11 protein-coding genes are annotated in these 16,107 nt (G+C 37.3%); 6 read left to right on the top strand and 5 right to left on the bottom strand.

The genetic code is table 11. From position 1 onward, the window contains the following. The first annotated feature begins 94 nt into the window (after positions 1 to 94). The 6 genes from J580_RS11095 to J580_RS11070 are packed head-to-tail and all read left to right on the top strand — an operon-like array spanning position 95 to position 10,019. Positions 95 to 2,548: a type I restriction-modification system subunit M gene (locus J580_RS11095; protein WP_032004212.1), complete on the top strand. Its 2,454-nt coding sequence runs from the start codon at positions 95 to 97 to the stop codon at positions 2,546 to 2,548. Beyond that, complete coding sequence (locus J580_RS11090; RefSeq protein ID WP_050675754.1) at positions 2,548 to 3,888, top strand: restriction endonuclease subunit S; 1,341 nt, start codon at positions 2,548 to 2,550, stop codon at positions 3,886 to 3,888. The genes J580_RS11095 and J580_RS11090 overlap by 1 nt, the downstream gene beginning before the upstream one ends. Before the next feature lie 36 nt (positions 3,889 to 3,924). Beyond that, the gene (locus tag J580_RS11085; RefSeq protein WP_032004210.1) at positions 3,925 to 5,775 is read left to right on the top strand and encodes a DUF262 domain-containing protein; all 1,851 of its coding nucleotides are present in this window, start codon (positions 3,925 to 3,927) and stop codon (positions 5,773 to 5,775) included. 24 nt (positions 5,776 to 5,799) lie between these two features. Beyond that, positions 5,800 to 8,892: a type I restriction endonuclease subunit R gene (locus J580_RS11080; protein WP_032004209.1), complete on the top strand. Its 3,093-nt coding sequence runs from the start codon at positions 5,800 to 5,802 to the stop codon at positions 8,890 to 8,892. Further along, positions 8,889 to 9,593, top strand: coding sequence for a M48 family metallopeptidase (locus J580_RS11075; RefSeq protein WP_032004208.1), 705 nt, complete (start codon positions 8,889 to 8,891; stop codon positions 9,591 to 9,593). The genes J580_RS11080 and J580_RS11075 overlap by 4 nt, the downstream gene beginning before the upstream one ends. Positions 9,594 to 9,617: 24 nt before the next feature. Beyond that, a complete protein-coding gene (locus tag J580_RS11070) occupies positions 9,618 to 10,019 on the top strand; it encodes a hypothetical protein (protein ID WP_032004207.1) in 402 nt (133 codons plus the stop codon). 28 nt (positions 10,020 to 10,047) lie between these two features. Here the strand turns inward: J580_RS11070 and J580_RS11065 are convergent, their stop codons facing one another. The 5 genes from J580_RS11065 to J580_RS11045 form a co-directional block, all read right to left on the bottom strand. Continuing rightward, on the bottom strand, positions 10,048 to 10,881 hold the full coding sequence (locus J580_RS11065) for a TIGR02391 family protein (protein WP_032004206.1): 834 nt from the start codon (positions 10,879 to 10,881) through the stop codon (positions 10,048 to 10,050). Positions 10,882 to 11,107: 226 nt separating this feature from the next. Next, complete coding sequence (locus J580_RS11060) at positions 11,108 to 11,392, bottom strand: hypothetical protein (protein ID WP_032004205.1); 285 nt, start codon at positions 11,390 to 11,392, stop codon at positions 11,108 to 11,110. A gap of 651 nt (positions 11,393 to 12,043) precedes the next feature. Further along, positions 12,044 to 13,390, bottom strand: coding sequence for an OprD family outer membrane porin (locus J580_RS11055; protein WP_032004204.1), 1,347 nt, complete (start codon positions 13,388 to 13,390; stop codon positions 12,044 to 12,046). A 78-nt stretch (positions 13,391 to 13,468) separates the two neighbouring features. Next, the gene (locus tag J580_RS11050; RefSeq protein WP_032004203.1) at positions 13,469 to 14,854 is read right to left on the bottom strand and encodes an MFS transporter; all 1,386 of its coding nucleotides are present in this window, start codon (positions 14,852 to 14,854) and stop codon (positions 13,469 to 13,471) included. Between the two features lie 172 nt (positions 14,855 to 15,026). Further along, positions 15,027 to 15,971 carry a dihydrodipicolinate synthase family protein gene (locus J580_RS11045; RefSeq protein ID WP_000050879.1) on the bottom strand — a complete coding sequence of 315 codons (945 nt, stop codon included), beginning with the start codon at positions 15,969 to 15,971 and terminating at the stop codon, positions 15,027 to 15,029. Positions 15,972 to 16,107 lie beyond the last annotated feature (136 nt).

The following is a 16,107-nucleotide window of genomic DNA, read 5'->3' as shown; positions in this document are numbered from 1 at the left end:
TAGTTTTAAGCATTAAGATTAAAAACTGATCAGATGTTTTGGTGTAATTTCGATATGATTCTAATAATATTTTGATTTGTATATTTGGTCAGGCATGGCGATTAAAAAAACAGAACTCTATTCTTCTCTTTGGGCAAGTTGTGATGAATTGCGTGGTGGTATGGATGCGAGTCAGTATAAAGACTATGTACTTACCATGCTGTTTTTAAAATATATTTCTGATCGTTACAGCAAAGATGAATTTGCCATTATCGAAATTCCTGAAGATGCAACATTTGATAAAATTAGTAAGCTAAAAGGTAATAAAGAAATTGGTGATAAGCTCAATATCATTATTCGCAAAATTGCTGAAGCCAATAATCTGCGTGGTGTTATAGATATTGCTGACTTCAACGATGAGGATAAGCTAGGAAAAGGTAAAGACATGATCGACCGATTAACTAAGTTAATCGGAATTTTTGAAGGTCTTCATTTAGCAGATAACCGTGCAGATGGTGATGATTTACTTGGTGATGCATATGAATATTTGATGCGTCACTTTGCGACTGAGTCTGGTAAATCAAAAGGTCAATTCTATACGCCAGCAGAAGTTTCACGTGTTGTTGCAAAAGTCGTTGGTATTAAAAAAGACACGCCTAAAAATGCTACCGTTTACGATCCAACTTGCGGTTCAGGCTCACTTTTATTAAAAGCATCTGATGAAGCTGTAAGAGGTTTAACTATCTACGGTCAAGAGATGGATAACGCAACATCTGCATTAGCACGTATGAACATGATACTGCATGGTGATGTAGGCGAAGGTGCCAAAATTATACAAGGTAACACGCTATCTTCACCAGAGTACAAAGATGAAGCAGGTCAGCTCATGACCTTTGACTTTGCTGTGGCTAACCCCCCATTTTCAAGTAAAAACTGGACAAACGGTTTAACACCAACGAGTGATGAGTTTGACCGCTTTGTGTGGGGTGTACCACCAGAGAAAAATGGTGACTTTGCCTTTTTATTACACATTCTTAAAAGTCTAAAAAGTACTGGTAAAGCTGCGGTGATCTTGCCACATGGTGTTTTATTCCGTGGTAATGCTGAAGCACGAATCCGTGAAAACCTAATCAAGCAAGGCTACATTAAAGGCATTATTGGTCTACCTGCAAACTTGTTCTATGGTACAGGTATTCCAGCATCGATTATTGTGATTGATAAAGCTGCGGCTAAATCTATTCAGTTTAATGAAGAAGGTGAAGTGCTTGATGGTCAAAGCATCTTTATGATTGATGCAAGCAAAGGCTTTGTAAAAGATGGCAATAAGAATCGCTTGCGTCATCAGGATATTCACAAAATTGTTGATGTCTTCAATAAACAGTTAATTATTGAGGGTTACAGTCGTAAAGTTGATATTCACAGTATTGTTGCTAATGAATATAACCTGAATATACCTCGCTACATCGATTCGAGTGAAGCTGAAGATTTACATGATTTAAGTGCGCATTTAAAAGGTGGTATTCCAAAACGTGATATTGACGCATTACAAAACTATTGGGATGTTTTACCAAATGTACGTGCCAACTTATTTGAAAAAGACCGTGAGGGTTATGTACGTTGTTTAGTGGCGGCTAATGAAGTTAAGAAAACCATTTTAGAGCATCATGAATTTAAAACTTTTGCAACTGAAAGTTTAAAACCGTTTACTGCTTGGTTTGAGCGTAGTGCATTTAAAGTCATTGAAAAAGATCAAAAGCCAAAAGACATTATGCTTGATGTTAGTGAAGACTTATTGGAAAGTTATGCTGATGTGAAGCTATTGTCAAAATATGACATTTACCAAATCTTTATGGAATATTGGGATGAGGTGTTGCAGGACGATATTTCTGTAATTACCCAAGACGGTTGGGAAGGTGCGAAGCTGATTCGAAATTTAACGGCTGAAAAGGACAATAAATTAAAAGAAGTACCTGATTTAGTGATTGGGAAAATTAAGTATAAAGCCGAGGTCATTCCACCACATTTAATTGTGACGAAGTACTTTGCCATTGAACAAGCTACCTTAGATACAAAACAGGCAGAGCTTGATATTGCAACTCAAGAGCTTGAGAGCTTTATTGAAGAACATACGGCTGATGAAGGTTTATTGCTTGAAGCATTGAATGATAAAGATAAGGTGACTTTGGCTTCAGTAAAAGCTCGTTTAAAACTTACAATGGATATTGAAGAAGAGCTCGTGTTAAGAAAAGTGCAAACTTTGTTTGAAACCGAAGCGACCTTAAAGAAAAAAGTTAAAGAGTTACAAGAGGCTTTAGATCTTAAAGTCTTTAATAAGTACCCAACTTTAACTGAAGATGAAGTTAAAGATTTGGTGGTGATAGACAAATGGTTTGCTACCTTAAATAGCAGTATTGAGGCTGAGATTGAGCGTGTGACGCAGCAATTGGCAAATCGTGTAAAAGAATTAAATGAACGTTATGCCGAACCTTTACCGCAAATTACCCAAAATGTTGAAGCTTTGAATTTAAAAGTGGTTAAGCATTTAAATGCGATGGGTCTGGAGTGGTAATGATGATTCAGCAAAATTTATTTAATATTCAGGATGAGATTGACACACCTGTAGGTTATAAAAAAACTGAGGTTGGTATTATTCCAAGTGACTGGGAAACACCTAAATTCGGTGAAATTTGTACTCTTATCAATGGGCGTGGATTTAAACCCTATGAGTGGAGCAAAAGAGGACTTCCTATCATCCGCATTCAGAACTTGAATGGATCAGATGACTTTAACTATTACGAAGGGCCATATGACCCTAAAATATTTATTGAAAATGGTCAGCTTTTGTTTGCATGGTCAGGAAGTAGAGGAACATCCTTTGGCCCCCATATTTGGAAAGGTCAAAATGCACTTTTGAATTACCATACTTGGAAATTAAATATTAATCATTCTAAAGTAGATGATAAATATTTTTATCATATTCTAAAGTCATTAACGAAAATTATTGAAGATTCTGCTCACGGAGCATCGGCTTTAGTACATACTCAAAAGGGTGAAATGGAACAATTTGATATTCCATTACCACCTTCTAGGATTGAACAAGAAAAAATCGCTACAGTTCTCTCGGACACTGATGTATTAATTTCTGAACTTGAAAAACTCATCGAGAAAAAACAAGCCATTAAAACTGCAACCATGCAACAACTTTTAACAGGTAAAACACGTTTGCCTGAATTTGCTTTGCGTGATGATGGCATGCCTAAATCTTATAAAGACAGTGAGTTAGGTCAGATTCCTGAGGATTGGGATGCTTTTGAAATAAATGAAGTAGTCGAAAATATTATTGATTATCGCGGTAGAACACCAAAAAAACTTGGAATGGATTGGGGCGGTGGTAATATCGTTGCTTTATCAGCAGGTAATGTAAGGAAAGGATATATTGATTTTGGTGCTGAATGTTATTTGGGATCAGAATTATTATATAAAAAATGGATGTGTAATGGTGAGGCTCAAAAAGATGATATTGCCTTCACAATGGAAGCGCCTTTAGGAAATGTTGCATTAATACCAGATCACTCTAAATACATATTGAGCCAACGTACAATTTTATTGCAAATCAACAGGCAAGAATTTGATCCTCATTTTATTTTTCATCTGCTGATGTCAAATGAGTTTGAAAAATATATTTCAGATCAAGCAACAGGTTCTACTGCTCAAGGGGTAAAAAGAAGTTTATTTGAAAAACTAAAATTAGTTTTACCTATAAAACTTTCAGAGCAAAAAAGTATTTCACAGATTTTAGATGATTTTGATTTTGAGATAGAAAAGTTAAAGCAAAAATTGAAAAAATTGCAACTTATCAAACAAGGCATGATGCAAGAGCTTTTAACGGGTAAAACTCGTTTAGTTTAAGTACGGTTAAAACAATATAATATTTAGGGGGTAAAGATGAAAATTGATGCACAAGTAAAATCGATTGAAAAATTAAAGGACTATTTTTTTCTCGTACCTGACTATCAGCGTGAATACGTATGGAAAGCAGATGATCAGGTCGAGCAGTTTTTAACAGATATTGATAATGAATACGATGAAAATGCTGAGCAACAGGAAAGCTATTTTATTGGTTCAATTATTATTGTTAAAAACAAAAATAAATACGATGTAATTGATGGTCAGCAACGTCTAACCACTATTACACTCACCTTGTGTGTAATTCGAGATTTATTATCAAACCAAGAATTAACCGAGCTACAAAAGAACCATTTAAGTACCGTCAATAACTTGCTGTATAGCTTTGATTTGGATACTGAAAAACATCTACTGCGTCTTGAGCTTCAATACGAGGAAAGTAAGAATTTTCTAGATATGTTAATTCTGAGAGAAAAATACGAGGGTGAAAATACGGCTTCCATTCAGAAAATGCGTGCCGCATACAATCAAATTTATAATTATCTTGAAAATATTTTGCAAAATGGCGTACCTGCCTTAACCAAATTTGCACGCTATTTTATGAGTAAAATTGATTTAGTACTCATTGAATCTGAAGATATCGGTAGCGCACTCAAAATTTTTGAAACCATCAACCAGCGTGGTGCAAGCTTGAATGCTATGGACTTGGTCAAAAACCTGTTGTTTAGACAAGCCAATGAAAGTCAGTTTAGTACCATTAAGGAAACATGGAAAAAAATTAATGAGGCTTTACTACGTTGTGGAGAAGATGAAAATCCACTACGTTTCCTACGTTACTTTATGATGGCACGATACCACAACGGTATTTTGCGTGAAGATGATATTTATAATTGGATTATCACCAAATCAGGAAAAGCTATTCTGAAGTATGAGACTCATCCAATTGAGTTGGTCAAAGAAATTGAATTTATGGCGCAACGGTATGCTGACTTAGTTAATGCAACGAAACGTTTGAGTGATGGAAGCGATTACCCACATGTAACTCATATTGGTTTTATTAACAAATATAAAGCTCGACAACATTTGGTTATGCTTTTGGCATTATCAAAAAATGCGGACAAAGCAGCTATTGATTATTTAGCCCAGCAAATTGAAAGCTTTTACTTTGTCACCAATACAGTGGGTATCTTAGGTAAAAGTAATGAGCACTCATTTGCTAATTGGGTGGTTTCATTCCGTGGAAAGGCTACGATAGAAGAGATTCAGCACGCTATTGAAAAAACAATTGTGCCGTATGTGTTAGAACGCTTAGATACGTTGAAATTCAAATTTTTAAATATCCGACACGATGGTTATAACCCACAATATCGTCAGCGTTTTATTTTGGGTCAATTAGAAAATCAAGCACGCACACAAGTAGGTCTAACTGAGTTTAATTTTAAACAAATCGGTCAATTCGAAATTGAGCACATTTTCCCACAAACTCCAAAAGATGATGTGTTGCCAGAAGATTTTTTAGATAAAGCTGAATACAACAACACCATATATAAACTCGGTAATGTTACATTACTCGAAAGTGTGATTAACCAAGCCATCAATAAAATGAATAATCTGACAACCAATTGGTTTGAGCAGAAGCAACAAGAATATGCAAAGTCAAATTTATTGACCGTAAACTTATTGGATCACCAATATAATATTGGGAAAAACACAGCAATTAATCGTTTTAAAGATAATAAAAATTATATTTTTCCATCTTGGTCAAAACAAGCGATTATTAATCGTCAACAAATTATGTTAGATCTAGCCTTAGATGTATGGCGTTTCAATGGGCAGCGACTAGATCAATATAAATTTTCCTTACAACATAAAGACATAATAACTGCTTGAATATTAAAGATTAGGGTAAAGATAATGAGTGATATAGGACAAGTGGAAAGAATCACACAAAACCGTATTGTTCGACTATTTAGAAATGATTTGGGTTATCGTTATTTAGGAAATTTACAGGATCTAAAGAATAAAAATATCCGTGAGCAAGATTTAAAAGCATGGCTGAAAAAACGGGGTATCAGTGATGGGCTTATTCAAAAAACATTCCGTAAATTGGATTCAGCCTCCGCTTTAGGTGAGGGTAGAAAGCTCTATTATGCTAATAAAGATGTATATGATTTATTACGCTATGGCATTAAAGATAAAGACGGGCAAGGTGAACAGAAGCAAACGGTATGGTTAATTGATTGGCAAAATCCAGAAGAAAATGACTTTGCTGTAGCAGAAGAAGTCTCAGTACAAGGTGAAAATAAGAAGCGCCCAGATGTCGTTCTCTATGTAAATGGTATCGCTTTAGGTGTGATTGAACTTAAACGTTCTACAGTTAGTTTGACCGAAGGTATTAGACAGAATCTTGATAACCAAAAGAAAGATTTTATTCGTGATTTCTTTACCACTATGCAGCTGGTAATGGCAGGTAATGATTCACAGGGCCTACGCTATGGCACAATTGAAACACCTGAAAAATACTATTTAGAATGGAAAGAAGAATTAGAAAATCCTTATGAACATAAGTTGGATTTTCATCTTAGTTTAATGTGCAATAAAAAGCGGTTTTTACAATTGATTCATGATTTTATTGTCTTCGATGCAGGAGTTAAAAAGGCATGTCGTCATAATCAGTTCTTTGGTATTGAAGCCGCGAAACAAAGGGTAGCACAGCGAGAAGGCGGTATTATTTGGCATACACAAGGATCGGGCAAAAGTTTAACCATGGTTTGGTTAGCCAAATGGATTCGAGAAAATATTATTAATAGTCGGGTTCTTATTGTCACAGACCGTACCGAACTTGATGAACAGATTGAGAAAGTATTTAGCGGTGTTGAAGAAACAATTTATCGGACACGTAGTGGTACAGATCTGATTCACACGCTCAATACAGTTAATCCATCCCTTATTTGTTCTTTAGTACATAAGTTCGGGCGACATATTGAAGATGAAGAGGATGATACTGAATCAGCGGATGAATTTATCGAAGAAATGAAAAGAGCATTGCCTCATAATTTTAAAGCGAAAGGTGATCTTTTTATTTTTGTCGATGAGTGTCATAGAACGCAGTCTGGTAAGCTCCACGGAGCAATGAAGCAGATATTACCTGAAGCCATGTTTATTGGTTTTACCGGTACACCGCTTATGAAAAAGGATAAGAAAAAGTCAATTGAAGTTTTTGGTTCTTATATTCATACCTATAAATTCAACGAAGCTGTAGAGGATGGCGTTGTCCTCGATATACGCTATGAAGCAAGAGATATTGATCAGCGAGTAAAATCACCCAAAAAAGTAGATGAATGGTTTGAAGCCAAGACTCGAAAATTATCTGATTTAGGCAAAACCTTACTTAAGCAGAAGTGGGGCACAATGCAAAAGGTACTCTCCAGTCGTTCAAGACAAGAGCAAATAGTTGCTGATATTTTAATGGATATGGATACACGACCACGTCTTATGGATGGTAGAGGAAATGCCATGCTCGTCTGTTCAAGTGTGTATCAAGCTTGTACAGCTTACAAACTATTTAATGATACTGACTTAAAAGGCAAAGTGGCGATAGTCACAAGTTATCTTCCGACAGCTGCAAGTATCAAAGGTGAAGAGTCGGGTGCGGGTTTAACGGAAAAACTTGCTAAGTATGATATCTATCGCCAAATGTTGGCAGACTATTTTGAAAAGCCAGCAGATCAAGTGGGAAGTTTGGTTGATGAATTTGAAAAACAAGTGAAAGAAAAATTTATTAATGAACCAGGTCAAATGCGGTTACTGATTGTAGTTGATAAACTATTAACAGGCTTTGATGCACCATCTGCAACTTATCTTTATATCGATAAAACGATGGCAGACCATAACTTATTCCAAGCGATTTGTCGTGTAAATCGCCTAGATTCTGATGATAAGGAATATGGCTATATTGTTGATTATAAAGATCTCTTTAAATCTATAGATAAGACTATTAAAGATTATACGTCGGAAGCTTTAGATGGATATGACAAAGAAGATGTTGATGGGTTATTGAAAGATCGTATTCAGGCAGCACGACTAGACTTAGATACAGCTTTAGAGATCGTTAAGGCACTATGTGAACCTGTACCTGCACCAAGACTGAGACAGGACTATCTACATTATTTCTGTGGAGAATCAGGATTAAACTCTGAGGAAATTAAAGAAAAAGAAGCACTGCGTTTAAGCTTGTATAAGGCTATTAATAAGTTCTTACGTAGTTATGCCAATATTGCAAGTGAGATGAGTGATGCTGGATATACAGATCACGAGGTGCAATCTATAGAGGAGGATGTTAAGTTCTTTGAGAACTTAAGTAAGGAAATTAAAGCGTATAGTGGTGATGCCGTAGATATGAAAGTATATGAGCCAGCAATGCGCCAACTACTTGATATGTATATCGAAGCTGAAAGTAGTGACGAAGTCATTAAATTTGAAGAGTTTGGTTTGATTGATCTGATTTTGCGAGGTGATGATGCTTTTAATGGGGTGCCAGATAGTATTCGTAGAAACCCTGAATCCATGGCTGAAGCAATTGAAAACAACGTTAGAAAAAAAATTGTAGAAGAAAATCCATTAAACCCTGCTTACTATGATCAGATGTCAGTTCTGCTTGATGAAATTATTGAATTAAGACGGAAGAAAGCCATTGAGTACAAACAATATTTAGAAAAAATTCGTGATATCACTCGAAAAGTAACTCAACCAACAGGCCGACCGAATTATCCAGAAGTGATTAATACATCTGGTAAACAAGCACTTTATGACAATTTTGGTAAAGATATTGAACTGACAGTTAAAATTGATTTAGCTATTCAATCTAATAAATTAGCGTCATGGGTAGGAGATCACGCAAAAGAAAAAATTTTGCTCAGGGGCCTCAGCCAAGCCTTGGGAACTAACAATAGAGATGTTTTAATAGCATATATAGAGTTGGCTAAACTACATCAGGAATATCATTGAGCGAAACGCTAAAAATTGGTTCTATTGATATAAAAGTATATCGAAAAGATGTGAAAAATTTAAATATTACAGTGCATCCTCCATCTGGAGATGTACGTGTTGCTGTGCCTTTACATATGACAGAAACATCTGTACGAATGGCAATTATTGGACGTTTAGGGTGGATAAAAAAACAACAGGCAGATTTTAAGGAGCAAAGAAGACAATCTAAACGTGAAATGATGAGCGGAGAAAGCCACTATTTATGGGGTAAACACTATAGGTTAAATGTTATAGAGCATCGTGGAAAGCATACCATCAAGAAACATGGTCAATGGTTAGATCTTTTTGTGAATCCTCGCTCTACGGTAGATAGCCGTCGTAAAGTCATTGAAGAGTTTTATCGTAGCGAGCTAAAGACAGCTTTGGAAGAATTATTAGTGGATTGGCAAAAACGTCTACAAGTTAAAATGAATGCTTATGGCATACGCAAGATGAAAACAAAATGGGGGAGTTGTAATACGGATACAGCTCGGACATTATTTAATCTTGAATTAGCGAAGAAGCCTTATGAGTGTCTTGAATATATTGTAGTACATGAGCTGGTACATTTATTAGTTCGCACTCATAATGACGAATTCAAGGCATTAATGGATACTTATTTGCCAGATTGGAAACAACGAAAGTTATTATTAAAAAATCAACCGCTTACTGATTTGTAAAATTTTAATGTTTGATAGGTAAAAATCACATATTTAAGCTGTAAAGAAATTTATGAGCTCATGACAGAGCTAGGGGATACACAAACTAATACTCGTAAATATGCTCATGAATTTGAATTAAAGAATGGTCAATATATTTATATTAAACGTTTGAAAGATAGTCAAAAAAGGAAAAAAGAACCTTCGAGGCTGATGATACATCCATCTTTTCTGAAATTTAAAGAAGCTTTTACAAAGCTAGAGAAAGTTGAGTTTAGTTTTGAAGAAAAAGGGAATATGAATTCTGCTTTTGCTGAATTTCCAAAATGTGATCTATCGAAGTGTGATGGAAATCCTACAGAATATGGAATAGGCGTTAACTTTAAAGATAAATTAGCATTAATTAATTTTCTAAAATTTATTGAAAATAAAAAAGAGCTCTCCTGAGCTCTTTGATTTAATTAGATACCGGCTCTTAAAGAGGGGATCTTTCAACTGCTTCACCTTCTAATAGATATAACTCATTAATTAAAAGAAACTCTCTAAACATTTGAGCATAGTTCTCAGTTGACTCTCGATGTGCTCGAGCATTTCTGAAAGCTTGATAAGTTCCAATGAATATGTTCGCTCGACCAATAATTTCGGATTTATCTGTTAAACTCCATGTAAGAGGGCAGTTTGGAGAATTAAAAGCTTGAGAAAATAGTTTACTGCTATGTTCCGTTAAGTCAGTACGACCTCTAATAATATCTTCTAGACGTTTATAAGCTTTTAGAAGAGCTGAATCAGGATCGTGCTTAAAAAGCAGAGCAAGATCAAAAATTCTATCATCTAAAATTGAATAAGGTAGTTCCAGAGGATAGTAGCGTTTAGATTTATGAGTTTCAGAAACTTCTTTTGTAAAAGGATAGATATAATCGTGTAATCTGATTGGGCGAATGATTTCTTGTTTAAATAGAAGTTCAATCTCTGAGTCATTCAAAGTTGAATTATTTGCCCTTCTTAAAATTTTTGAACTTACCAATATTTCTTCAGTTTCTATTTGATGTCTTTTTAATAATGTTAATGCTGTTGCTAAGCCTCTAGGGCCTTCACCCATATATCCTGAGGTAAAACCTGAGCGTATTACATAAAAGCTCTCATTTTCGTCTTTAATAATAAAGGCATGAGCCTGCTCATTGGTAAGAAGCAAAGCATAGGTTAAATCTGAATGAGTTTGAATTAAATTACAAAGACTCATTAGACAGGTTTGAGTTATTCCCTGATTTCCCCAATACTCTACGTGATAATAATTTTCAGTTTTAAACATTTGAATAATTAGTAGTTGTTAAATGTAGAATGAATAATGAAATATAATTTATTAAAAATCTATAGCTTATGGAAATATGAGTTCACTGTAATTTTTTAATCTTAATTTATTTAGAACGATCACATTCCTCCCAAGGCCCCCGTGCCACAACAGAACTTTAATTTTTTGCGCTGATTTAAAGTCATCTACCATTGCGACACAGAGATAAGGGAGCTAAGCCAAACGCTTAGCCCATGTCTTCTTTATCGCACCGCCGCATGACACTAAAAAAAGTAGGGGCAAAGTCCTGTGGGAGAGCAGGACTTTGCAAACTGACATGTTCTAGACGTTGCATGAGTTTAGGCGAATACACTTGTTCAAGCCGTTGGTAAATACAGTCGCAACTGGCTTGGGTGTGCCCACCCGACAGGCAAATTTCTTCAAAATCCTGTTGAGTGTGGAGGTCACAACCCGAAACGCTGTAATCGCCGATCACAAGGCCTAAAATCAAAATAGTTTTATAAAATTTCATATTATTCTCGTGATGATTTGGGGATATCTCAATGAGAAAAAATAAACCGCTATATTTTAATTTTAAAAATTTTTTTAAAAGGAAATAGTTACCCCGCCTATAAAAGCAATAAAATAAAATGATTAAAATTTTAAAATAAAATTATTTATAAATTTAAAATATTTTAGGTGAGAGAAAGCCTAAATTTTAAATAAATAAAATTACGAGAGAGGATAGGGGATTAATATAAAAAATATCATGGTCAACTCCTAGAATGTATGGAGCTCTACCACCAAAGATCACCGTCAATTGATTAGGGTGGTAGAACGAAAGAGGGTTGACAGACCGGACATACAGAACCAGCACACCCGAAGGTGTCCCCCTTCCGCCCTACCGCAACGTGAGGGGGACGGTGGTTTTTACACACAGATCTCCCCCTCAGAAGGAGCAAATCTGATGCGCTGTATGTATAGCGGTCTGTCAAAACCGACTGGCAATGTAGGCCAGCGGGACCATAATAATCATAAGTTTTTAATAGGTCAATTCAATTTAAATAAAATATTATAAAAATTTTAAATATAAATTTATATTTTAATTAAACTCAAAAGTTAATCGATTTAAATCGTAAAATTAATAAAAATAATAAAGCTAAACTAAAAATTTAGCCTATGCTTAAAATGTATAACGGTAATTAATAAATACACGGTGCTGGTCCCAATCTTTCCGAGACATGCCATTTATTTTCTCGCCTAGGTTTGCATTTTCAAATTTTGACTCATAATGCAAAAATGAATAACGTACATCTAAGTTTTTCACCCATGGCAAGGTATAACTCACCGTAAAGTCAAAGTAACGCTCTTTACCTTCAATATCACTGCTAATGTTACTTTGGTGAGCACCAAAGCCATAAATATACTTCGCTTCGGTTTTTAAACCTTTCACATAGTCTTTCCAGTTATATTTCAGGCGAAGGGCAACGGCAGTTTCATCATTATTGGTAAAGTCAGGGCCAATGGTCGCAGAGGTAGGAAACGGGTTGGTGCCGTGGTCTTGCGTCAAAACCGAGTTGCGGTCAGAGTGCACGGCAAAGTTATCTTCAATCCAAAAACCATCAAACTTTGAAACAGCAATGCCACCTTCAAGATTATTTTTGGCCACATTTACATCGACAAAATAGCCATTCCCACGGTTGTTAATGTCTTGACCTTTGATACAGTCCAGCTCACTTTCGGCACCACATTTAAACAGCTTGCCATCATCACGTGAGAAAAAAGCGCCTGTGTTAAATGTCCATACAAGGCCATGCAAGGGCAATTTATATTGAGCAATCGCCCCATACTTTTTTAAATAATCTTTGCTATTTAAATATTCGGCATTCATGCTCCAGTTTTTGTACTGATATTTGGCACCAAGCAAACCGACATAATCAATGCGCTCGTCATTTTCAGTTACTAGTTTTTCAAAAGAGTCCATGCTGCGCGGTTTCCAGCGGTCATAGTAGGCTATGTAAGTCTGTAGCTGATCATTCAGTTGAAACTGACCACTTGCACCCGAAAAAGTATCGGGCACCGCGCGGTTATTGGTGCTTTTAAGCAACAGCGAATCGTGCAACTGACGGCCCAACTTAATTTCGCCTTTATCATCCAGTTTTGCTTTGAGGTAGAGCTGCCCTAAAGTTGCAAAGTTTTGGTCGAGCTTGCCGTTATTTTCGACTTCTAAAAGCTGAGCGCTCGGCTTGCCAGAGTCAAATAACTTGGTGACTGCATAGAGTGAGCCATCTACCCCAAGCCAGTCCCACAAGTAAGGTGACTGATAATTTAACTCAAGCCCTAAGGCACTTTGTTCATATTCACTCGATGAAGGCGAAGGGTTGGCAAGCGTGGGGTGGGCGGTGCCTTCATCATTCCAGTAACGGGTGTTGAGTTTTAATTCTAACTTGCCAAATTCTTGAGGAAGCTCTGCATACGCATTGCTCACGCTGCCTAAACCAATACAGCCCCATAGCAAATATTTATTCATTTTAAATTCCTTTTTTAAGCATGAATAAGCCCTTTGCCTAACGCTGGGGTTAGGCAAGCTTTTTATGAAATGGATGAATTAAGGAGAGAGTTTTTCGAGCACTTGGCCTTTGGTTTCAATGGCAAACAAGAAGGTCACCAGACCACCAATGAGTGCCACAACGGCAAGCACACTAAACACATATTGAATGCCGTAACCACCAACCACGAGGCCCACCATAACAGGCCCAATTGCAGAGCCGGCACGTAACCAAGCGGTACTAAAACCAATGCCCATCGCACGTAGGCGAGTAGGGTAAAGTTCGGCAGCGTAGAGGTATAAAGAGAAGGAAATAGTTTGCAAAATGGCATAGCTGAGCGTTGCCAAAATCACAACTTCCATCGCCGATTTTGCGCCTAAAATTGAAAGGCTCATGAGTGGAATGATTGCCAAGAAAAATGCTGCACTGTACCAAGGGCGGCGACCGACTTTATCAATCATTAACGCACAGATAATAGAGGCAATCACACCCACGCCCGAGGTAATCCAGCCATAACCTAAACTGGTTTGAAGCGACAGGCCAAAGTGTTGTTTGTAGAGAGATGGCAGCCAAGTCACCATGGCATTGTTCACCATGTACACGCAAAACCACATGCCCCATAGGGTAAAGGTACGTTTGCGGTAGATACCACGGAACAGCTCGCGCCAGTCGGTTTTTGCCATGCCTTGTGGGTTAATCTCTTTAACCACTGGTTCAGGCAAAGTTTTACCGCTTTTGATGGCACCGTCTTCAAAGCTTTTAACCACTTGATCCGCTTCTTTAAAACGACCTTTTGAAGCAAGCCAACGTGGTGACTCAGGCAAGAAAAACCGTAAAGGAATGACCAGTAAAGATGGAATTAGGCCCACAATAAACATGACTTTCCAGCCGTAAATTGGCATGAGGAAAAATGCCGCCATGCCTGCAAACATAAGACCAAGTGGGAACAAAACTTCATAGAGCAAGAAAAACTTACCGCGTTTTTCTGCACCAATAAACTCATTAATATAGGCACTCGCAACAGGCACTTCGCCACCTGTTCCAACACCTTGTAAGAAGCGGAAAATTAACAGCGACATTCCGCTCCACGCAAACAGACAAGAAATATCCATTGCCACAAACAGTAAAATGGTAAAAGACAGCACTTTTAAACGACCGACTTTTTCGGCAAGAGAACCAAAGAAGATCGCACCGACCAGTTGGCCGACATAGCCCGCGGCAATGATCGCACCGACATAGGCAGGCGTCAGGTGCCATTCGGTAATGAGTTGGGGTAAAGCAAAGGCAATTGCTAGAACAGTATAAGCGTCAAAAAAGGTCGCTATACCAATGGTAATACGCATGAATTGCAATCGACCAGTGACGGGTAGTCGTTCGAGTCTTGCAATAATTTCCGCATTTTTTTGATGATGACTAATTTGTTCTACATCCGCTAGATTTGTCATCTTCTATCTCCTTATTACTACATTCCTCGTAGTTTTTTTGTTCTATTTCGCACTACCTGTTCACCACAGTTTGCATGCTTTTTATTATTGTTTTTAAGAGACATGCCCGATGTTTGGCCTCAGGCAGCGTACAGGAAAAAAAGGCTAGCGTACATGCTAGCCCGAATAGAATTTAAGCAACGGCTTGGGTTAAATCGACCTTGCCAATTCCGGCTTGACGCATTGCATCATGAATTTCTTGCTCAGCACCATCTGCTAGTGGAAGCAGTGGTGAACGTACAGTGGCATGGTCCAAAATTCCGCGAGCAACCAATGCATGTTTAAGCGCGACCGTACCTTCCATATGTGAACCGCGGTGATAAACATTGCGAGTCACTGGTAATAATTGGTCGTGAATGGCACGTGCTTTAGCGTAATCTTTGGCTTTACCTGCTTTAATCATTTCAATTAAAAGTTCAGGAGCAATGTTGCCATAGCCAACCAAAGCGCCGTCTACATCAAACATAGTGTGAAGCAAATATTCATCGTGGCACGTCAACACCTGTAAGTCTGGACGTTCACGGCGAATAATCGGAATTTCGACATCCCAGCGGCGCATGTTACGCACGCCATTTTTCATGGCAAATACGCCTGGCTGTGCAGAAATATCGAGTAGAGTCTCTAGGTCGTAAGTGGCCTTCGTTGCATCTGGATATTGGAATAAAATAGATGGCAAACCACTTTCTTCATAAATTGCTTTATAACGGTCTTGTGGTGCGCCTTTTTGATAGCCAAAACGCAACCAGCCATGTGAAGGGTAAATCAAACCTGCCGAAGCACCTGCGCTGACTGCACGTTTTGCTTCTTCTGCTGCAACCGAAGTACCTTCGAGTGTAATCCCCGCGATTACCGGAATTTTGTCATCTACCGATTTAACAAAGCTTTCGATGACCTGCATTTGTTCTTTTTGTGACAAGAATGTTCCTTCACCTGCATGCCCAAGAACAACCAAGCCTTTCACACCATCAATACTGCCTAACCATGAACCTAAACGTTGAATTGCATTATGGTCTACTTGTCCGTCACGGGTAAAAGGAGTCACAGGTGCTGGGGTTAATCCACGTAAATCTAAACTCATAATCGTACTTCCTATACAGTGTAATTAAATATTCTCTGGTTCTTAATCTGATTTAAATCGTGTTGTAGAGAACATGATTGGAGTATAGAAATAGGTGAGCTATGTAGGAATTACCAATTCTTGAATTTCAGTTATA

It is taken from the genome of Acinetobacter sp. 1542444 (assembly GCF_000581835.1).
GTDB classification, from domain to species: Bacteria; Pseudomonadota; Gammaproteobacteria; order Pseudomonadales; family Moraxellaceae; genus Acinetobacter; species Acinetobacter pittii.
The sequence above is the reverse complement of the archived record's forward strand: the minus strand, read 5'-3'. Positions and strand labels throughout refer to the sequence as shown.

Coding starts and splice junctions, on each gene's coding strand:
- J580_RS11095 (WP_032004212.1), top strand. CDS start 95: ATGGCGATTAAAAAAACAGAACTCTATTCTTCTCTTTGGGCAAGTTGT.
- J580_RS11090 (WP_050675754.1), top strand. CDS start 2,548: ATGATGATTCAGCAAAATTTATTTAATATTCAGGATGAGATTGACACA.
- J580_RS11085 (WP_032004210.1), top strand. CDS start 3,925: ATGAAAATTGATGCACAAGTAAAATCGATTGAAAAATTAAAGGACTAT.
- J580_RS11080 (WP_032004209.1), top strand. CDS start 5,800: ATGAGTGATATAGGACAAGTGGAAAGAATCACACAAAACCGTATTGTT.
- J580_RS11065 (WP_032004206.1), bottom strand. CDS start 10,881: ATGTTTAAAACTGAAAATTATTATCACGTAGAGTATTGGGGAAATCAG.
- J580_RS11060 (WP_032004205.1), bottom strand. CDS start 11,392: ATGAAATTTTATAAAACTATTTTGATTTTAGGCCTTGTGATCGGCGAT.
- J580_RS11055 (WP_032004204.1), bottom strand. CDS start 13,390: ATGAATAAATATTTGCTATGGGGCTGTATTGGTTTAGGCAGCGTGAGC.
- J580_RS11050 (WP_032004203.1), bottom strand. CDS start 14,854: ATGACAAATCTAGCGGATGTAGAACAAATTAGTCATCATCAAAAAAAT.
- J580_RS11045 (WP_000050879.1), bottom strand. CDS start 15,971: ATGAGTTTAGATTTACGTGGATTAACCCCAGCACCTGTGACTCCTTTT.